Source organism: Gaetbulibacter jejuensis (genome assembly GCF_039524015.1).
GTDB classification, from domain to species: domain Bacteria; phylum Bacteroidota; class Bacteroidia; order Flavobacteriales; family Flavobacteriaceae; genus Gaetbulibacter_B; species Gaetbulibacter_B jejuensis.
Map to the genome: position 1 here is coordinate 407,490 of NZ_BAAAGF010000004.1, position 20,236 is coordinate 427,725.

Here is a 20,236-nt window from a genome sequence, read left to right on the forward strand (position 1 = left end):
AGAAATTAAAATACTAGTTGATAGCATTATTTAAATCTGAACCAGCTTTAAATTTTACTACGTTTTTAGCTTTTATTTTTATTGTTTGTCCTGTTTGAGGGTTTCTTCCTTCTCTAGCAGATCTTTTAGAAACTGACCAAGAACCAAATCCTACTAAAGAAACTCTGTTACCTTTTTGTAAAGATCCTTCGATATCAATTAATAATGAATCTAATGCTTTTTTTGCAGCAGCTTTAGTAATTCCAGCGTTTTCTGCCATTCCATTGATTAAATCTGTTTTGTTCATAAATTTAAATTTTTAATTATTAAAATAATAGTTGGGTTAAACGTTATTGTTAATCCTCGTACAAATTTATACGGAATATCCATTCACGCAAGTAATAGCAAGGGAAATGCAAATTTTTGTTAATAACTTTGAGAATTTGTTAATAAAGAAGGTGCTTTTTATCGATGTTTTTAATATATCAGTAAATATAAGGGTTTACAGCACTTTAGCGTCGTCATTAAATGAATATCCATTTATTAATGATTTTACATCCATTTTTCGCTTTCCTGGAAGCTGAATTTCTTTAATAATAATGTAACCGTCTTTGACTGAAACTTTTAAGCTGTTATGGTCAATTTTTAATGAACCAACAGTATTTGAATGGGCTGTATGTTCCTTTTCAACTTCAAAAATTTTAACACTAACAGTTTCTCCGTTGTTTTCTAAAAAGCTCCAAGCAGAAGGAAACGGATTAAGACCTCGTATTTTGTTATAGATAGCATCTAAAGGCATGGTCCAGTCAATCTTACAATTGTCTTTATTAAGCTTGTAGGCTGTTTTTAGGTTATCATTTTTAGGTTGAATAGTTGTAGTAACTTCATTATTTTCAATTTGCTTAACAGTATCAATAACCAATTCACTGCCAATACTCATTAGCTTGTCATGTAATTGACCTACAGTTTCGTTTGGAGAAATAGTTGTTTCTTTTTGAAGAATCATAGCTCCTGTGTCAATTTTTTCATCAATAAAAAAGGTGGTAACACCAGTTTTTGTTTCACCATTAATAATAGCCCAATGTATTGGAGCTGCACCTCTGTAATTAGGAAGTAATGATGCGTGTAGATTAAACGTTCCATATTTAGGCATGCTCCAAACCACTTCTGGTAGCATTCTAAAAGCAACTACAATTTGAAGGTTAGCATCTAGTGCTTTTAACTCATTTAGAAAAGCTTCAGATTTTAAATTTGTAGGTTGCATCACATTAAGGTTTTGTGATTGTGCATATACCTTTACTGCCGATTCGTTTAGTTTTCGTCCTCTGCCAGCAGGTTTGTCTGGTGCAGTAATTACACCTACAATATTGTAATTGTGTTCAACCAAAGTTTTTAAAGTGGCAACTGCAAAATCTGGAGTTCCCATAAATACTATTCGTAACTTTTCAGTCATAGATTAATTTAATTTATATGTGTTTGTTGGAGTAATGCTTATAATGTTGTGCTCCAACAATAATTTTAAAGTGTGTAATATTTCGGTGTCGTCAAACGGAAGCAATTCTATCAATGCTCTTGAGGACAAGTCTTGTTCTTTTAAAGCAACAATAATACTATTTTTAACGGATTTAGTATCTGTTGAATGTTTAGATTTTTCTTTGGATTTGCATACTGAACAAATTCCGCAATTAGTTGAGGTTTTCTCGCCAAAATAATTCAGCAATACAATGTTTTTACAGACAGAATTAGTATTTGTATAGTGTAAAACAGCTTCAATTTGATTGTGCTTTAGCTGATGTTGTTTTTCAATATTTGCAGCAATCCTATTTATGGTTTTATCGTCTTCTCTGGGTTGTAGAAAAGTAAGTTCAGAATCAGTGTTTGAATATTGAAAGTCTACAATCTCATCGGTTTTAAGTTGGCTTAATACTTTAAGAACGTGTTCTTTTGTAGTTGATGCTTTTTTAGCAACTATGGAAACATTAATATTAAGTAAATGTTCAAAAATTCCGCCATAAGTTCTAAGTATAGATTTTATAATTACAGCTTGCTTTTCATGAGTTTCAAGATAATTGAACAATGCAGCATTACTTACAATAAATTGTAGCTTGGTTTTATAATTGAATTGTTGCGATAAGCTAATTACACTATTTCTGTCTAATATTTGTAAAGCGTTAAAGGTTAATGAAGGTTTAAAGTCATAAGCTTTACAGAAATTGACAAAACTAAACTGATACTGGGTTTGTTCACCTTCGCCATAAGAGATTTGAAAGTAATTGCATAGTTTTCTATATACCAGTTTTACAAAGTCTATTGATGGTAATGTTTTTAAAAACTGATTTCTTAAATGTTGCTCATCGGCATTTGTTTTTAATAAAATTGCATAAGCATCATCACCATTTCTTCCTGCTCGACCTGCCTCTTGATAATAACTTTCAAGACTCTCTGGTAAATTAAAGTGGATGACATTTTTTACATCGGCTTTGTCTATTCCCATTCCAAAAGCTGTTGTAGCAACCATTATTTCAACCGCATTGTTGGTCCATTGGTACAAACGGTCTTGTTTTTCTTTAGTATTTATACCACCATGAAAAAAGGTGCAACTAAACCTCTTTTTTGCTAAAAACTCACTTACTTCAACGGTCGCTTTTCTATTTCTTACATAAACAATCGATGATCCTTTATTGGCTTGTAAAGCTTGCTCAAGTTTATAATACTTGTCTTCGGTTTCAATAATTTGATACGAAATGTTTGGACGACTAAAAGAGGCTTTAAATACTTTTGGTGAAATAAAATCCAGTTCGGTTATAATTTCATCAACAACGTTTGCTTTTGCAGTAGCTGTAAGTGCAATAATATTAACAGAAGGATGTAATTGCCTTAAAATACTTATGTTTTTATAAGCAGGCCTAAAGTCGTTTCCCCATTGCGAAATACAATGCGCTTCATCAACAGCAATTAGGTTCACATTCATTTGCTGTATGCGTTCTTTTACAATTTGTTGCTGCAAACGTTCAGGAGATAAGTATAAAAACTTATAGTTACCATAAATGCAATTGTCTAAAAGCGTATCTAGTCTGTCATAAGAAATACCACTTGTCAAAGCCATTGCTTTTATTCCTTTTTGGTTGAGTGCGTTAACCTGGTCCTTCATTAAGGCAATTAATGGAGAAATAACAATGCAAATACCGTCTTTAATAAGCGCAGGAATTTGAAAACAAATAGATTTTCCTCCACCAGTAGGAAGTAATACAAAAGTATCCTCATTATCTAGTACTGCATTAATGATGTCTTCTTGCAGTGGTCTAAAACTAGTGTGGTTAAAATAATGTTCAAGTATGGTTATAGGATGTTGCATCACTATAAATTTAACAACTCTAGTATAAAGTTAGCCCTTTCTTCAATAGGACCAAAAGGAACATCAATTAAATTGTAGTTGAATCTTTTGTAAGTGTTTAGTAAATGTTTGTGTATTTCTACTGCTTGCTCAAAGTTTTCGTAGCGTTCAGCATCGCTAATAAAAATCTCTTGCCAAGGTGCTAAAACAAAAACATGATTGTAGACAAGGTTTTGAGAAGCCTCAATAAAAGGTTCAGGATACGTGTCGCCAATATAATCCATATATGCTAATATGTCAGGTATGCCTCTATCAAGAAAAATAGTATTGGAGCTGTGAGCGTTTGCGTCTTCAAACTGCTTAATTCTACCTTTTAAAAGAAGCTCACTAAATAGTAAAGGTGCAGTTAAAAATAGTTGCTCTACACCATTTTTTCTAGCTTCAAGTGTTACTTGACGCGAAATTTCATCAAAGCAAGTATATCCTCTTTCTTTTAGTTCGTTAATTATAGAAGATTTTCCTGTACCAGGTCCTCCAGTAATAACAATTGTTTTCGTACTCAAATTGGCAAGATTTTAGCTATATAAAGCGTATAATGTGTTTTGGTCGAAAATAATTATTTTTTAACAAAACAAAGGTTTAATTGCATAATATTTTTGAAGCAGCAATTACCTAAAAAATATAACAGAATAAAGTAAAGCAAAATGTATTTTTGCATTTTTAAATAAAAACTATGGCAGAAGATAAAAGAACAGAGGAATTTTATGACAAATTAAGAGCACAATTATACGATACAGCTAGTTGGCCTTCAGAGTATTTATATAAATTTATAGTAAAATCAGAACTAGATAAAATAGCTGAAATAGAAGCGCTTTTTGATAATATGGGAGCAGTTATAAATACTATTGAATCTAAAAACGGTAAATATACTAGTGTTTCGATTAATTTATTGATGAGAGATCCTGATGCTGTTATTGCAAAATATAAGGAAGTTACCGAGAAAGTAGAAGGCGTAATTTCATTATAATTTAAGATAGAACTAATTATTTTTTTGTATTTTGCGCTAGTGCATAAACAACTACATGCACAGTAATAAAATACCTATATCTTATTTTGATAAACGATTTAGAATACAATACAGAGCGTGAGCATTTAATCATTCCGGAATATGGAAGGCACTTGCAGAAAATGATTAATTACGCTAAAGAACTTCCAACAAAAGAAGAGCGCAATAAAGTCTCAAAAGCCATTATATCTGTAATGGGAAATTTGCAACCTCATTTAAGAGACGTACCAGATTTTCAACATAAACTTTGGGATCAATTATTTATTATGGCCGATTTTGAGCTAGATGCAGATTCGCCATATCCACAACCATCAAAAGATGAGTTGCAAGCAAGACCAGAGCCTTTAACATACCCGCAAAATCATCCTAAATATCGTTTTTATGGAAACAATATAAAGACGATGATTGACGTTGCTAATACATGGGAAGAAGGAGAGCTAAAAGACGCTTTAATCTATACCATTGCAAACCACATGAAAAAATGCTTCTTAAACTGGAACAAAGATACAGTTGAAGACGATGTGATTTTTGATCATTTATTTGAACTTTCAGGTGGTAAAATAAACCTTAAGAATAGTGATGAAGACCTTTCGGACTCAACAAGTTTAATGAGAGGTAAAAAGAAGTATTCTAAAAAACAAGGACACAAAAAAAGTAATTCTAATCGTAACAGAAAACGCTACTAACATTTCATGGGTACATTTGTAATTGAAGGAGGTCACCAATTAAAAGGAAAAATACAACCTCAAGGCGCAAAAAACGAAGCACTTCAAATTTTATGCGCAGTTTTACTAACTCCAGAGCAAGTAACTATTAATAACATACCAGATATAGTTGATGTCAATAAACTTATCGCATTATTAAAAAAGCTAGGTGTAAAAATCAACAAAATAGGTTCTGGGTCTTACACGTTTAAAGCAGATGAGGTTAACTTAAAATATCTTGAATCTGCCGAGTTTAAAGAAGACGGAAGAGGTTTAAGAGGGTCAATTATGATTGTTGGTCCACTTTTAGCACGTTTTGGAAAAGGATATATTCCTAAACCTGGAGGTGATAAAATTGGTAGACGTAGACTAGATACCCATTTTGAGGGTTTTATAAACTTAGGTGCAAAATTTAGATACAATCGCGAAGACTATTTCTATGGTGTTGAAGCAGAAAAACTAAAAGGTACTTATATGCTTTTAGATGAAGCTTCAGTAACAGGAACAGCAAATATTGTTATGGCTGCAGTTTTAGCCGAAGGGACTACTACAATTTATAATGCAGCATGTGAGCCTTATTTACAACAGCTTTGTAAAATGCTCAATAGAATGGGAGCGAAGATAACTGGAGTAGGTTCTAATATGTTAACTATTGAAGGTGTTGATAGCTTAGGAGGAACTGAACATAGAATGCTTCCTGATATGATTGAAATAGGAAGCTGGATTGGACTTGCTGCAATGACAAAAAGTGAGTTGACCATTACTAATGTAAGTTGGGATGACCTTGGACAAATACCTAATGTGTTTAGAAAACTAGGTATTACTGTTGAAAAACAAGGTGATGATATTCATATACCAGCGCATACTGATGGTTACGAAATACAAAGTTATATTGATGGCTCAATACTTACTGTAGCTGATGCGCCATGGCCTGGGTTTACACCAGATTTATTAAGTATTGTTTTGGTAGTGGCTACACAAGCTAGAGGTAGTGTATTAGTACACCAAAAAATGTTTGAAAGCCGACTGTTTTTTGTGGATAAATTGATTGATATGGGAGCAAAAATTATACTATGTGATCCACATAGAGCAACTGTTATTGGTCATGATTTTAAATCTACATTAAAAGCAACGACTATGACATCGCCAGATATTAGAGCAGGAGTGTCGTTATTAATCGCAGCTTTATCAGCTAAAGGAACATCTACAATTCATAATATTGAACAAATTGATAGAGGTTATGAAAATATTGACGAACGCTTAAGAGCAATTGGTGCAAAAATTACTAGAGTAGAAGGTAACTAAACCTAAAATATAAGTATAAAAAAGGCTTCGAAATTTCGAAGCCTTTTTTTGTATGTATCTATACAAGGTTATTCTTTTACAACCTTGTAAACAAGTTTTTTACTATCAGTTTTAAGATGTACAAAGTATACACCACTATCATAACTAGATAAATTTATAGTAGCTTCATTGTTAAAAAACATGCTATTGTTTTTTACCATTTTCCCTGAAATATCAAAGATTGAATAAGAGGCATTAGTAATATCTTTTAAGCCTTCTATAGTTACATTGTTTTTTGTTGGATTAGGATAAATTTTAATATCAGTATTAGTAAATTGATTGTCTCCAAGTGTTGCACCTTCAATAATTAATATAGATTCATTAATGTTAGGGTTAAATAACTCATCAACGATACCAGAAGGCCACTTAACAACTATCTTAGTGATTGCAGTTTGTGTTCCTAAACCAAAATGTGTCATTAGTGAGTTCATGGTTCCGTAGCTTTCACCCGAACGTACTTCTCTAATTTGAATACCAGTAGCAGTATGTAATTCTATTCTTGCTCCAATACCATTAATATTACTTGGACCTCCTTGTAAACGTATTTCACTCCAATTATTAGAGTTTCCATTGTTGTAGAACAAAATGTCTGGGTCGTTTGTTGGGCTGTTATAGCCTATAGCAAAACCAGCTACAACATCAATAAAACCATCATTATTGAGGTCTCCAACAGCAGCACTTTGTATATTGTCACTGCCTAAACCAAAAGGTGATGGCATTTTTGAAAAAGTAAGGTCGCCATTGTTTTTAAATAGTGCATGAGAAGCATATCTACTAGTGATAAAAAGATCAATAAAAGTGTCATTGTCAAAATCTTCCATAATAACCTGAATTCCTCCACTACCTAAATCGTTTAACTCTGTAGCAATCCCAGAAGTTGCAGTTATATCTGTAAACGTACCGTTACCATTATTTACGTATATAATACTGCTAACATCATGGTTTATTAACACGCAGTCTAAATCGCCATCGTTGTCTATGTCTTCAAAATTAGCTGACCATGATTGCGCATAAGGCACTAAACCAGCTGCGACACCAACTTCGGTAAAGTTACCGCTGCCATCATTTTGAAATAATAGGTTGACACGTCTACCATCGTTTGGGTTACTTACTCCAAGTCTACACTTTGAGATGTAAAGGTCTTGGTCGCCATCATTATCATAGTCAACCCAAATAGAACCATAATTACCTGAATTATCAGAAGGAATCGTAGAAACAGCATTTATTAAACCAGCATTGTCTTGTGTCATATTTCCATTGCCATCATTATTGTACGCAGATGAAACACCTTCATCATGACAAGCAAAAATATCAATTGTACCATTGTTGTCAATATCAATAAAATTAAGGTTTTGAATGAAAATATTTGAACCACTTAATGAATTTGAAGTGTAATTTGTTCCAGTTGAATTTGCAATTAATAGCTTTTTGCCATTGTAAGCTCCTCCTGTAAAAATATCGTTATAGCCATTTTCATCAACATCGGCAATACATAGTCCCCATTCATTACCAGTGCCAGCTAAATTTCCATAATTTAATCTTGTGAAAACGCCATTCGTATTTTGATATTCTATTTGAAGATATCTTGCATCATCCAGTCTAATGATGTCATCTAAACCGTCTCCATTCATATCGCAAACACCTATGGCCACTCCACTAGTTAAATTAGGGTTTACCAAATTTGAAGTTGCATTAGTAAATGTTACCTGTGCGAAATAAATAGAAGGAAAAAGTAGTATACTACTTAAAAGTAATTTTTTTATCATGATGAGATTTTTTTGTGATTAAATATAGTGTTTTTATTATATAATTGTCTAATTGTTAGTTAATTTGTTCTTTAAAAGTTTGTAGAATGTTTAGTCTTTTTTTGTGGTCAAGATGGTTGATTTATGCTTTAATTTAAGGTTTTATTAACATCTAGAGGACTTTCTAATTTGTAATTTTAATTTTTTAAAAGCGATACATTAATTCTAATTAAAATCTAATCAAAAATGAAAAACTATTACTACTCACTTTGGCAATTGCGTTTACATTTAGCGTGAATGCTCAAATTGAAACACCACAATCTAGTCCTGCTAGTAAGCTTGAACAAAGGGTTGGTTTAACTGATGTTACTCTAGAGTATTCTCGTCCAGGAGTAAAAGGAAGAGCTATTTTTGGAGATTTAGTACCTTATGATAAACTTTGGAGAGCAGGAGCTAATAAAAATACAATGGTGACATTTAGTGATGATGTTACTATTGATGGACAAACACTTAAGGCTGGTTCTTATGCGATTTTTGTTAAGCCTATGAAAGGTTCTTGGGAAGTATTTTTCTACACTGATACAAATAACTGGGGAAATCCTCAAAATTGGGATGATGCTAAAGTAGCAGCTAAAACTACTGTTAAAACTTACGAAGTACCATTTAATGTTGAAACGTATACAATTGATGTTAATCAAATATCAAATGATGGTGCTGCATCTACACCAGAACCAGCAACCCATTGCCAATTACCAACATTACTCGCCATCTCATAATCATGTAGTTTTTCAGCAAAATATGCTTCGCCCCAACGCCAATCTATAAGTAAGTGTTTACACAAAAAACTACCAACCAACATTCTAACACGATTGTGCATAAAACCTGTTTTGTTAAGTTGTCGCATACCAGCATCTACCAGTGGATAACCTGTTGTTCCTTCGCACCATTTTTTAAATTCTGCCTCGTTGTTTCGCCATTCTATTCTGTCGTATTTTGATTTAAACGATTCATCTTTTGTTTTTGGAAAATGCCATAAAATTTGCATAAAAAATTCTCTCCATATCAGTTCTTGCCAAAAAGTTTCGTTTTTTTCAGCAATAGCATTTTTTATCATTTTACGAATGCTTACCGTTCCAAATCGAAGATGAGGTCCTAATCGTGATCTGGTATCTTTAGCTGGAAAATTACGTTTGTTTTTATATTCCTGTATCAATGTAGGTGTAACTTCGTAATCCTCAACATCTTGTGAAGAGGTTTCAAAACTCATATCAGATAAACTCAAATTTGGTAATCTCATATGTTCTATTAGGTTGTCTAGATAATCATTGGTATAATAAATTTTAAGCTTATGATTTTTAAAATTCTCTTTCCATGTTTTCATGTAAGGTGTGTAAACCACATAAGGATCGCCATCTTTTTTAACCACTTCATCCTTTTCAAAAATGACTTGGTCTTTGAAAGTTCTGAATTCGATATTGTTTTGCTCTAAAAACGTTTTGATGTTTTTGTCACGTTCACGAGCATATGGTTCATAATCGTGATTGATGTAAGCGGTTTGTATGTCATAATCTTTAACCAATTGCTTATAGATGTCTTTAGGTTCTCCATAAAACATAGCTAAACTGCTGTTATGCTCTTTCTGCATTGTGTTTCGCATGTTTTGGAGTGTATTGAAGATGAAAGTGACACGAGCATCATCTTTAGGGAGTTTGTTTAATATTTCTGTATCAAAAATAAATAACGGAAGTACTGGGTAATCACCTTTTAAGGCTTCAAAAAATCCGACGTTATCATCTAATCTTAAATCTCTTCGGAACCAAAATATGTTAATTTTTTTTTCATTTTTATCTTTTTGTTTCTGTCATTATGAGCGTTCTTGATAACAGATTGTTTTAGTCATTCTTTTATTCGCAATGACAATTATTTACCGTATTTACCAAACAATTCTTCTAACTTTGTTTGTCTATAATCAAAAATTTCTTTCAACTTAGGTTTTACAAGTATAGGGTGTACGAGTTGTCCTAAAATTCCAAATGGTAATTTATAATCAATAATATCTTCCATTTCAACACCTCCATCAATTGCTTTTATAAAATGTTTGTGATGCCATAATGCATAAGGCCCAAATCGTTGTTCGTCAACAAAATATTTTTTATCAATACTATGTGTGATTTCGGTTACCCATTTGGTTTTTATTCCTAGAACAGGAGTCACTATATATTGTATAATTTGTCCTGCATACATTGGTCTGTCTGCACCAGACAATATATGAAATCCCATATAGTCTGGAGTTATGGTTTTTAAATTTTTTGGATCAGAGAGAAATTCCCAAGCTTGGTCTATGGTTATAGGAAGATTTTGTTTTTTATGAAGCGTATATATTTTCATTTTAGTTATAGATAGAAATGTATAAATTGAGTGATGTGGCAATGCATAACCAAATAACATAAGGTAAAATAAGTAATGATTTTAGTTTTAATTCTTTGAGATAGGTAATAAAAAAAGCGGTGACAACAATGGTAAGCAGAGTGATATTTATGAGTGCAATATCAGTAAGTTTTTGGTTAAAGAATATATAGTTCCAACTTATATTGAGTAAAAATTGTATAACGAATAGTGTTATTACTTTGTTTGATAGTCGTTTTATACAAAGAAAAGTCATGTATAACGAAAAACAAATCATTATTGTTGTCCATGCTACGCCAAAAACCCAACCATCAGGTGTCCAAGGTGCTTTGTTTAGTTGTGCATACCATTCTCCTTGTGGACCACTTGCCATAAACAAAGTGCCAAGTCCTAACGCTCCAAAATTAACGATTAAAAAGACAACTAAAATTTTTAAAAATTTCATTTTTGGGCTTGTTGAAGTTGCTCTATTTGTTTTTGAATCTCCTGAGCCTCAGCATATTTTTTGTCACTTTCAGCTCTGTTGGATGTAGATAGTGCATGCCAATCTTTCATAAGCTTTTCATATTTTTTCTGGAGCTTTTCAATTGGTGATGCTTTTTTAAATAAATTAAACATAACAATCTATTTTAAATGTTTGGTAATTTTTGAACTTGTGGGCGAAGTCAAAGAGAAATAATAATCAATGAACTCTCCATTTGGATTTACGAGATATTTTTGGAAATTCCATTTAACCGTGGAATTCTTAGTTCCGTTTCGTGTTTTTTGTGTGAGCCATTGGTATAAAGTATGTTGATTTTTGCCTTTAACGTCTATTTTTTTGGTAAGTGGAAAAGTGACACCATAGTTAACTTCGCAAAATGATTCAATCTCATTGGCGTTTCCAGGTTCTTGATTTCCAAATTGGTTGCAAGGCACACCAATAACAATAAGTTTGTCTTGATACATTTCATAAAGTTCTTGAAGTGCTTTGTATTGCGATGTAAATCCACATTTTGAAGCGACATTAACAAATAGCATATATTTACCTTTATACTCAGAGAGTTGAATAGGTTTTCCGTTTAGTCCTAAAATGGGAATATCGTATATGGATGTCAAATGGATTTCATTTGAAGCACTAGAGGTTGAAAATAAGGTTGCCATGAAAATTTTTAGAGGATTCATACTATATTTTAGAGCTCACTATACCATAATCCATTTCAAAAACTTGTCCTGAAAAGGCACTTGATTTTTCAGACAATAAAAATTTTGCCATATCAGCCACCTCTTGAGGTTCCAAGATTTTTTTCATGGGATGACGTTCGGTAATGTTTTCAATCATTTTATCATTTCGCAAGAGTTTTGAAGCCAAATCTGTATTGGTAACCGTTGGTGCAATGGCATTGATTCTCAAAGAAGTTGCCAATTCTGCTCCCAAAGATTTGACCAAGCCTTCAACTCCAGATTTTGCTGCTGCGACGCTTGCGTGAAAAGGCATTCCTAGTTTTGCAGCTACCGTACTAAAAAGTACAATAGATGGATGTTTTCCGTTTTTAAGGATTTTCAAGTATGCTTGAATGGATTTTACAGCACCAATGACGTTGATTTCGTAATCATCTCTAAATTCGTCCAAACTAAAACGTCCAATAGGTTTGAGATTGATGCTTCCTGGACAATAGACCAGTCCATCTGCAGCTTCAATTTCTGGAAGTTCGTCTTTTAGCACATCACAATTATGATGTATGAGATTTTTATCTGAGACTTTTGGTTGGCTTCTGCTGATGTTTATGACTTTGTGATTTTTAAGTAAAATTTTAACTAAAGCATTACCAATACCTCTACTACCACCAATAACGATGTATGTTTTCATTATATTAATTTTAAAAGGCGTAATTGATGTATTTTAAATACATACTCAATATGTCTATATTAAATTTTAAATTAAGCAGTTAAAGGTTTTCCTTTTAACCGTTTCTCTACTTTTTGCTTGATTTTTGTAAGACGTTTCATCAGATCCATAATCGATTCGTCTTTCTTTTCTTTATAAATTTGATTTAATGCTAAAATTAAACGTTTGGCTTCACGTGAAATTTTGACACGATCACTCGTAGAGAGTGATTTCATTTTGGTTTTCTCGAATTCTAAGGCTTGAGATATAAGTTCCATAATTTCAATTATTTATATAGTTGTGTAATTCTGTAATTTTTTCGGCAGTATTAAATTGTCCACCGTAATATGTTGTTACTGTTGCAGAAGTATCATCCTTAATACCTCTTGATGATACACAAAGATGTTTAGCATCTATGATAACTGCTACGTCTTCTGTATTTAAAATTTGTTTTAAATCTTCGCCAATTTGATTAGTTAAACGTTCTTGTACTTGAGGTCTTTTTGCATAATATTGTACAATTCTGTTAAGTTTAGAAAGACCAATTACTTTTCCTGAAGATATGTAAGCTACGTGGGCTTTACCTATAATTGGGACAAAGTGATGCTCGCAATTAGAATAAAAGGTTATATCTTTTTCTACTAGCATTTGGTTGTACTGATATTTATTATCAAACAAAGCTATTTTTGGCTTATTGGCAGGATTAAGTCCAGAAAAGATTTCTTCAACATACATTTTTGCTACACGTTTTGGTGTACCTTTTAATGAATCGTCGGTTAGGTCTAAACCAAGAACATCCATAATTTCTTCAAAAAGAATAGAGATACGTTCTTTTTTTTCTTCATCAGAAATTTTAAATGCATCTTTTTTCATTGGTGTTTCTAGACTGGTAAATAAATGATCATCACCGATATCTTCAATAGAAAATCCATTTAATTTGTGTCCGTTGGTTTGAGTTACTAATTTTTCTTTATTCATAGCATCTTTTTTAATTGCTGTTTTCAATAATTGAAACAAAGCAGGTTGGTTGTTTTTATCTAACGTTTAGATATTTTATTGTGTGTAATTTGTTTTTGTCTACTGCATTTAAATCTTCCATTTTCAAAAGATCTAAGTTTTTGATGTTTAGTAGCTCTTCCTTGTACACGTTTGCGCCAAAGTCTAAAACTACTAGGTTTCATCTCTCTGCGCATAAGGTTTATGACTTCTTGTTCTTTTAATCCAAACTGAAAAGCAATAGCATCAAAGGTAGTTCTATCTTCCCAAGCCATTTCAATAATTCTATCAATTTCTCTTATCGTAAAATTCTTATTCATTATATGGTATTGTTGAAAACTGACTATCAAAATTTATTTTTTGATCTAATAGCTTTTTAAAAAATTGCTTATTTTCTTTAAAGGTTTTATTTTTTCTAAAATGAATAAATTTTCCATCTGCATGTATACTTGCGCCATTTGTTTTATAAATAACTAGTTTATAATATGGAATAACCCAAGCAAAGCGTTGTAATCCTTTACCAATATGAATCAAAATTCCTTTTGGTCTTAACTCAATACTACCGTAATTTATATCGTTAACTAAATTAACTATGGTATGTAGGTTAGGACTAACCTCGTCAATTATCATACGTTTAGAACCGATACCTTTTAATTTTATAGCTTTAATAAAGGAAAAAGGCTTACCCACCAAATTATTAATTTGTTTAGTAATTTCTTTATCGGTATAAGAAGTGTTAAAAAGCAATAGTTAAACTTTAAGATTCTAATCAAATTTACAAAATGTTTAATCTTTTAAAAAATAAGTTAAACAATATTTAACATATTATTTTTTGATGCATAATAATTAAAATCTATCGGTTATTAATCATCCTATTACGGTTGCTTAATGTATGTCGTTTTAAAATGCGATAGCTTTCTTGTTTCACTATAAAATCATCTTTAAGTCCCCATAATATATCACTAGCTTTTTTTCGTGTTTCTTTTTCATTTACAATAGGGTAAGGATAGTGTTTGCCTAAAATGAAGCCTGTAAGTTGCTGATCAAAATAAGTTATTTCACTGGGATTATGTATAAACGGAGTTTCTAAATTTGCCAATTCAGGAACCCATTGTTTTATAAATTTACCTTCAGGGTCGTGCTCCAGACTATTTTTTAACGGATTATAAATACGTAGCATATTAATTCCCGTTTCGCCAGCTTGCATTTGTATTTGCGGATAATGTATACCTGGTTCAAAATCTAAAAATAAACTCGCTAAGTGTTCGCTTAAATCTTGCCAAGGTTGCCAAAGATTATGTGTGAAAAATGAAACCACTAAAGCACGCATTCTAAAATTTAAATAGCCAGTAGTATTTAAGCAGCGCATGCAAGCATCTACTAACGGAAAACCTGTTTTGCCTACTTTCCAAGCATTTTGAAATTCAACGTTTACTGGTTTTTCAAGTTGATGAAAGCCTTTATTTACACTTTTAAATTCCATCGAATGTTCCATTTCAAACTTTTGGATAAAGTGTGCTTGCCAACGTAAACGTGATACAAACGCATTTAAATGTCGCTTGTTTTTACCTTTTTCTCTTTCAATTCCAGCTGCATTAATAACTTGTTTTATTGATAAATTTCCCCAAGCTATGTAAGGCGATAATCGGCTACAACCTGTTCTAGCTTCCAACGGTTTCGAGATATGGAACATGTAGTTTTTATAGCGATTTTTGAAGAACGATTGCATGTATTTTATTCCTGTTGTTGTTCCACCTTTTTGAAAATTTTTATTGTGAATAGTTTCTGTTGAAACGGTTTTAAACTGAAGTTCTAAAGCTTCAATTGAAGTAATACTTAATAACTGATTTTGTTTTGGCAGAAACTGAAACTCTGGTTGTATCATAAAATCGTCCCAATCTTCAAACCAAGTATTGCGGTTTCTAAGTCCGCGTTGCACACCATTATTAATATTTTCTAACCAAGTTATTTGTTGAGTTCGGCAAAATTCCGAGAAAGCTATATCTCTTTTAAACGTTGAAAGTATACCTGTTTCCATATGAGAAAACACGTGTGTAATATTGAATTGCTTTTGAAGTTGCTCAACTGTATTTTCAATAGAATTATTAACTATTAATATTTTGGAATTATAAGTTTTTAGCTGATGGTTTAAATCCTCTAAAGACTGCTTTACAAAATCCCAATGACGTTGGCTGTAATGTTTATCTTGAAGTAAAAAATCCTCGAAAGTGTAGAGGAGAAGCACGCTTTGGTTGGTGTTTATGGCATTGGTAATGGCTTCGTTATCCTGTAAACGAAGGTCGCGTTTTAACCAAACTATGCTAAGATTGTTGTTCATTAAAAATTATCAGGGTTTTCAATGATACTTTGTGCACGTTTTTTGATGTTTACTAGTTGGTCTTTTTCCATTTTGTCTAGTAAGCTGTACATCATTCCCATACGACGGTTATTGACCAAAATGCTGCGTTTGTCATCTAAAAAGTTCCAGTATAAACTGTTAAACGGACATGCTTTTTCGCCTAATTTTTCCTTTTTATCGTAATGGCAATTGTCACAATAATTACTCATTTTATTGATGTAACTTCCGCTAGAAACGTAGGGTTTTGTGGCTATTTTTCCGCCATCTGCAAATTGGCTCATGCCACGCGTGTTTGGTAATTGTACCCATTCTAAAGCATCAACATAAATACCCAAATACCAAGCATCAACATCGTCTGGATTAATTTGCGCTAGTAACGCAAAATTACCAGTCACCATTAAACGCTGTATGTGATGCGCGTAACCATTGTCAAGACTGTTGGTTATGGCATTTTTTAGGCAGTTCATTTTAGTATTTCCAGTCCAATAAAATTCAGGAATTTTATTGGTGTTTTCTAAGTGATTTTCGGTTTTGTAATCTGGCATTAAAGCCCAATACATACCGCGCATATACTCTCGCCAACCAATGATTTGACGAATAAAACCTTCAACTTGAGAAATATCAATATTGTCACCATGTTTTCGCCAATAATTTAAAACAGTATCTACAATATTTTTTGCTGAAATAAGCTTGATATTCATCGCAAACGATAGTCGCGAATGGAATAAATAGACTTCGTCCGTATGCATGGCATCTTGATAATCGCCAAAATGAATGAGCAATTCCTCACAGAAATATTTAAGTTGATCAAGCGCTTGCGCTCTGGTAATTGGGTAACTAAACGTTTTAGTGTCAAATTTGCCAATGGTTTTGATGTCACTTTTTTTGATTAACTCGACAATATTTGAAACATCATTTTTAAAATATTTGTAAGTCGGAATTTGGTGTTCGCCTTTCCATTTATTGCGATTGCTTTTGTCGTAGTTCCATTTACCACCTTCAGGTTGTTTTCCAGCCATTAAAATGTCGTGCTTTTTACGCATATCACGGTAAAAATTCTCCATTAAATATTGCTTTTTTCCTTTAAAAAAGGCTTTTAAATCCTCGCGTTCTGTATAAAAATGTTCCGTTGAAAACGCTTCAGATTCAATATCTAAAGACTTGCAAAACTCTGATAATTGTTGATCTATTCGATACTCATCTGGTAGTTGGTATTCAAACTTTTTAATGTCGTGTTTTTTGATGAGTTGTTTTAGGTTTTTGACTAAATCCTGCGTATTGTCTTTATCGTCTAGTTTGTAATAGACAACTTTAAAATTGTTTGTTTTAAGGTGATTTGAAAACGCACGCATTGCAGCAAAAAAGCCAATTATTTTTTGAATATGATGTGTAACGTAATCGGTTTCTTGGCGCATTTCAAATAGACAATAAACTACATTTTTATCATTGGTTTTGTACCAACTGTGTTTGCTGTTTAATTGATCGCCAAGTATAAGTCTAAGTGTTTTCATGAAATCTTTTTTAGTCTTCGACTGCGCTCAGACTGACATAAATGTGTTTTAAAATAAAGTGTCTTGCAACCACAAACGTTGGTATTTACCGTTACTATCGTAGCGCTCTGCTTGAAGTTTGACGTTAAATTTTCGGTCTCTTGGATCGTTACCAACACCGGCAACATACATCCAGTTACCGTAATTGCTGTGCACATCGTAATCGAGCAGTAAGCTCTCAAAATACGCTGCACCAATGCGCCAATCTAATTCCATGGATTTTGCAAAATAACTCGCTACATTTTGTCTACCACGATTACTCATCCAACCTGTTTTTTTAAGCTCAATCATGTTAGCGTTCACAAAAGGTTCAGATGTTTTAGCGTTTATCCAGTCGTTTATTTTTTGCTGATTTTTAGACCAGTCGTAATCCTTGTTTAAAATTCCACCGATTTTAAAGATTTGATTACCAAATTTTAAAGACACATATTTAAAATAGTCACGCCAAATAAGCTCGAAAATGAGCCAATAGGTAGAATCGTTTTTAAAATGTGCTTTCTCAAACTGCTTGACTTGATAGTAAATATGCTTAGCTGAAAGACTTCCATTGGCTAACCAAGGAGAAAATTTGGAACTAAAATCTTTACCAATCAATCCGTTACGAGTTTTTTTATAAACGCCTAATTTTTTAGCATTGAAAAAATAATCTTCTAAACGTTCTAATGCTTGAGTTTCTCCACCTTTAAACGGAAATGCTGAATTTGGGTGCACTTCAAAATCTTCAAAACCTAAATCAGAAAGTGATGGAATTGAAGTTGGATTTTCTAAAGTGTTTTCATTAACTTTTTCATTTGGAAAAGAAGTTTCTGGTCGTATTATACTTTGTTTTTCGCAAGCTTTTCTAAATGCTGTGAAGACTTTTGGTAATTGTTCTATACTGAAAGGAATATCCTCTGGATGATATAAAAACTGATTATAACCTGTTGAAATTTCGATGTGTTCAGGCAACTTTTCTTTCACCTTATTAAATACATCAATTTCTTCTTGCGTCCATTCTTCTTGTAAAAAAATATGATTAATTTGATAGTTTTCTACCAAATCTGGAATACAATTTTCAGGTTTTATAGTATATACAAATAACGGAATGTTGAGTTGAGCTAGATTGTTTTTTAAATCGGTTACGGTTTCTATTAAAAATTTAGCTCTGTATTTTTCTGTTTTTTTAAAGCCAAATGGATCATCTTCAAATTGTCTTGGATCAAAACAATATAGAGCGATAACACGATTATTACTACCAATAGCATTTGTTAATGACGCGTTATCGTGAATTCTTAAATCGTTTTTAAACCAAACTAGGCTTGTGTCTTGTTTCTTCTGCATTTTTCGCTACAATATTTTACGTTATCCCAATTTTTTTCCCATTTTTTTCGCCATGTAAATGGTAGTTGGCAAACGGGACAAATTTTTGTTGGCAAGTGTTTTTTAGCTATTCTTCTAGGCATTGGCTAGTTTATTTATCATTCCGTTAAAAATAAATCCATGAAACGGTAAAACACTATACCAATAGAGTCTTCCCCATAGACCGCGTGGTCTGAAGGTAGCGCGTTGGTAAACTTTACCTTTTGCGACTTGAAACTCTAACCAAGCTTCGCCAGGTAATTTCATTTCGGCAAAAAGGATAAGGCGTTTTTGTTCTTTATCGGCTAATAATACACGCCAAAAATCTAAGGCATCACCAGTTTTGATGTCGGTTTGGTTGGTACGACCACGACGTAAACCAATACCACCTACTAGTTTGTCTAAATAACCTCTAATTTTCCAAAGTGTAGTGCCGTAATACCAACCATTTTCACCACCAATAGCCCAAATTTTTTCAAGTGTTCGGTTTTCATCTTTTACTTGTCGTTCTTTGATGTCTTTGAAACATCCAAATTTTGGAACTTTAAGGTATTTTGTAGAAACTCTTTTTTTGTTTCGGCTACTTATAAAAGCGTCTTTCCAACTAGAGACAATTTCATTTCCTTCAATTTTAGCAAAAGCTACTTTTACAGCCTCTTTATATGTTATAGGTTTAATGTCCAAAAATTGATTGATGTTGCTTTTTTCTCCTATAATTTCGATACCCATACTATTTACTAAAGAAGAGGCTAATTTGTAAGATGTTGATGTTACAAAATATAACCAGTAGCTTGACAGTTTTGGCGTCATTACCGGAACAGTAATGATGTGTCTTTTTAATTTTCTTATGTCTGCAAATTGTAATAACATTTGCTTGTAGGTCATAATTTCTGGACCAAAAATATCATGAGATGTGTTGTACAATTCTTCTTTACCAAGTCCTTTGGTTAAAAACGCTAACACGTCTCTAATGCCAATTGGTTGTGTTTTGGTGTTTAACCATTTTGGCGCAATCATTACAGGAAGTTTTTCGACTAAATCTCTAATAATTTCGAAACTAGCGCTACCAGAACCAACAATAATTCCTGCTTTAAAAACGGTTAATGCGTAAACATTAGATTTTAAAGTATCTTCTACGTTTTTTCTGGATAATAAATGTTTTGAGAGTTTGGTATCGTTGGTAATTCCGCTAAGGTAAATAACTTGTTTGACGTTAGTCGTTTCGATATAATTTTTGAAGTTTAACGCACATTCTTCTTCTAACTTATGAAACTTGTCTACAGAATTTGACATAGAATGTATTAAATAATAAGCAGCATCTATGTCTTTAGGAATGTTTTGTAATGTGTCCGGTTTTAAAAAATCGGCTTCTACAACATGAAGATTTTCTTCATCTGAATATGCTTTTTCCGTACGTAATTTTCCGCGTACAGCGCAAACTACCGTATGACCTTGATCTAAAAGTAACGGAATAATACGCTTACCAATGTAACCTGTTGCTCCTGTTACTAATATTCTCATAGGTTTTGATTTTTTTGTCTACAGATA

Annotated in this window: 23 protein-coding genes and 1 pseudogene; 4 read left to right on the top strand and 20 right to left on the bottom strand. The window is 32.4% G+C overall.

All coding sequences use genetic code 11. The features are described from left to right. Window positions 1–13 precede the first annotated feature (13 nt). From ABD011_RS13820 to ABD011_RS13835, 4 genes are all read right to left on the bottom strand, one after another. Window positions 14–286 (bottom strand): HU family DNA-binding protein, encoded by a 273-nt coding sequence (locus ABD011_RS13820; RefSeq protein ID WP_129761679.1) that lies wholly within the window; start codon window positions 284–286, stop codon window positions 14–16. A 195-nt stretch (window positions 287–481) separates the two neighbouring features. Then, window positions 482–1,432 (bottom strand): methionyl-tRNA formyltransferase, encoded by a 951-nt coding sequence (gene fmt, locus ABD011_RS13825; protein WP_343799176.1) that lies wholly within the window; start codon window positions 1,430–1,432, stop codon window positions 482–484. Between the two features lie 3 nt (window positions 1,433–1,435). Further along, window positions 1,436–3,334, bottom strand: coding sequence for a RecQ family ATP-dependent DNA helicase (locus ABD011_RS13830; RefSeq protein ID WP_343799178.1), 1,899 nt, complete (start codon window positions 3,332–3,334; stop codon window positions 1,436–1,438). Window positions 3,335–3,336: 2 nt separating this feature from the next. Next, a complete protein-coding gene (locus tag ABD011_RS13835; protein WP_343799180.1) occupies window positions 3,337–3,876 on the bottom strand; it encodes an AAA family ATPase in 540 nt (179 codons plus the stop codon). Window positions 3,877–4,046: 170 nt separating this feature from the next. Between ABD011_RS13835 and ABD011_RS13840 the strand changes: the two genes are divergently transcribed. The 3 genes from ABD011_RS13840 (at window position 4,047) to murA (ending at window position 6,388) form a co-directional block, all read left to right on the top strand. Next, window positions 4,047–4,340: a DUF493 family protein gene (locus ABD011_RS13840; protein ID WP_131508594.1), complete on the top strand. Its 294-nt coding sequence runs from the start codon at window positions 4,047–4,049 to the stop codon at window positions 4,338–4,340. Window positions 4,341–4,426: 86 nt separating this feature from the next. Further along, window positions 4,427–5,065 (top strand): DUF4290 domain-containing protein, encoded by a 639-nt coding sequence (locus tag ABD011_RS13845; protein ID WP_131508596.1) that lies wholly within the window; start codon window positions 4,427–4,429, stop codon window positions 5,063–5,065. A gap of 6 nt (window positions 5,066–5,071) precedes the next feature. After that, window positions 5,072–6,388: a UDP-N-acetylglucosamine 1-carboxyvinyltransferase gene (murA, locus tag ABD011_RS13850; protein ID WP_129761673.1), complete on the top strand. Its 1,317-nt coding sequence runs from the start codon at window positions 5,072–5,074 to the stop codon at window positions 6,386–6,388. A gap of 68 nt (window positions 6,389–6,456) precedes the next feature. Here the strand turns inward: murA and ABD011_RS13855 are convergent, their stop codons facing one another. After that, the gene (locus tag ABD011_RS13855) at window positions 6,457–8,193 is read right to left on the bottom strand and encodes an FG-GAP-like repeat-containing protein (protein WP_343799184.1); all 1,737 of its coding nucleotides are present in this window, start codon (window positions 8,191–8,193) and stop codon (window positions 6,457–6,459) included. 272 nt (window positions 8,194–8,465) lie between these two features. Between ABD011_RS13855 and ABD011_RS13860 the strand changes: the two genes are divergently transcribed. Continuing rightward, complete coding sequence (locus ABD011_RS13860; RefSeq protein ID WP_343799252.1) at window positions 8,466–8,948, top strand: DUF2911 domain-containing protein; 483 nt, start codon at window positions 8,466–8,468, stop codon at window positions 8,946–8,948. On the opposite strand, the pseudogene ABD011_RS13865 reads toward ABD011_RS13860, so the two are convergent. From ABD011_RS13865 to ABD011_RS13935, 15 genes and pseudogenes are all read right to left on the bottom strand, one after another. After that, window positions 8,870–10,003: pseudogene (locus tag ABD011_RS13865) on the bottom strand (cryptochrome/photolyase family protein); the annotation flags it as partial. The gene ABD011_RS13860 and the pseudogene ABD011_RS13865 overlap by 79 nt on opposite strands. Window positions 10,004–10,092: 89 nt before the next feature. Beyond that, window positions 10,093–10,560 (bottom strand): SRPBCC family protein, encoded by a 468-nt coding sequence (locus ABD011_RS13870; protein WP_131509071.1) that lies wholly within the window; start codon window positions 10,558–10,560, stop codon window positions 10,093–10,095. A 1-nt stretch (window position 10,561) separates the two neighbouring features. Then, complete coding sequence (locus ABD011_RS13875; RefSeq protein ID WP_131509072.1) at window positions 10,562–11,023, bottom strand: TspO/MBR family protein; 462 nt, start codon at window positions 11,021–11,023, stop codon at window positions 10,562–10,564. After that, the gene (locus ABD011_RS13880) at window positions 11,020–11,196 is read right to left on the bottom strand and encodes a Lacal_2735 family protein (protein ID WP_134201408.1); all 177 of its coding nucleotides are present in this window, start codon (window positions 11,194–11,196) and stop codon (window positions 11,020–11,022) included. Before ABD011_RS13880 ends, ABD011_RS13875 begins: the two co-directional genes overlap by 4 nt. Window positions 11,197–11,202: 6 nt before the next feature. Then, window positions 11,203–11,742 (bottom strand): glutathione peroxidase, encoded by a 540-nt coding sequence (locus ABD011_RS13885; RefSeq protein ID WP_343799190.1) that lies wholly within the window; start codon window positions 11,740–11,742, stop codon window positions 11,203–11,205. Window position 11,743: 1 nt separating this feature from the next. After that, the gene (locus tag ABD011_RS13890) at window positions 11,744–12,427 is read right to left on the bottom strand and encodes an SDR family NAD(P)-dependent oxidoreductase (protein ID WP_131509075.1); all 684 of its coding nucleotides are present in this window, start codon (window positions 12,425–12,427) and stop codon (window positions 11,744–11,746) included. Between the two features lie 71 nt (window positions 12,428–12,498). Beyond that, window positions 12,499–12,723 (bottom strand): hypothetical protein, encoded by a 225-nt coding sequence (locus ABD011_RS13895; RefSeq protein ID WP_131509076.1) that lies wholly within the window; start codon window positions 12,721–12,723, stop codon window positions 12,499–12,501. A gap of 4 nt (window positions 12,724–12,727) precedes the next feature. Beyond that, entirely contained in the window at window positions 12,728–13,423 is a 696-nt protein-coding gene (gene folE / locus ABD011_RS13900) for a GTP cyclohydrolase I FolE (protein WP_343799194.1), read from the bottom strand. Between the two features lie 59 nt (window positions 13,424–13,482). Beyond that, entirely contained in the window at window positions 13,483–13,761 is a 279-nt protein-coding gene (locus tag ABD011_RS13905) for a TIGR03643 family protein (RefSeq protein WP_106678269.1), read from the bottom strand. Then, window positions 13,754–14,188 (bottom strand): hypothetical protein, encoded by a 435-nt coding sequence (locus tag ABD011_RS13910; RefSeq protein ID WP_027878713.1) that lies wholly within the window; start codon window positions 14,186–14,188, stop codon window positions 13,754–13,756. The genes ABD011_RS13905 and ABD011_RS13910 overlap by 8 nt, the downstream gene beginning before the upstream one ends. A gap of 106 nt (window positions 14,189–14,294) precedes the next feature. Further along, complete coding sequence (locus ABD011_RS13915; protein WP_343799200.1) at window positions 14,295–15,779, bottom strand: cryptochrome/deoxyribodipyrimidine photo-lyase family protein; 1,485 nt, start codon at window positions 15,777–15,779, stop codon at window positions 14,295–14,297. Next, the gene (locus ABD011_RS13920) at window positions 15,779–17,311 is read right to left on the bottom strand and encodes a cryptochrome/photolyase family protein (protein WP_343799202.1); all 1,533 of its coding nucleotides are present in this window, start codon (window positions 17,309–17,311) and stop codon (window positions 15,779–15,781) included. Before ABD011_RS13920 ends, ABD011_RS13915 begins: the two co-directional genes overlap by 1 nt. Before the next feature lie 48 nt (window positions 17,312–17,359). Further along, the gene (locus ABD011_RS13925) at window positions 17,360–18,670 is read right to left on the bottom strand and encodes a DASH family cryptochrome (protein WP_343799204.1); all 1,311 of its coding nucleotides are present in this window, start codon (window positions 18,668–18,670) and stop codon (window positions 17,360–17,362) included. Continuing rightward, complete coding sequence (locus tag ABD011_RS13930; RefSeq protein ID WP_343799254.1) at window positions 18,643–18,780, bottom strand: DUF2256 domain-containing protein; 138 nt, start codon at window positions 18,778–18,780, stop codon at window positions 18,643–18,645. Before ABD011_RS13930 ends, ABD011_RS13925 begins: the two co-directional genes overlap by 28 nt. 4 nt (window positions 18,781–18,784) lie before the next feature. Beyond that, on the bottom strand, window positions 18,785–20,209 hold the full coding sequence (locus ABD011_RS13935; RefSeq protein ID WP_343799206.1) for an SDR family oxidoreductase: 1,425 nt from the start codon (window positions 20,207–20,209) through the stop codon (window positions 18,785–18,787). Between the last annotated feature and the right edge of the window lie 27 nt (window positions 20,210–20,236).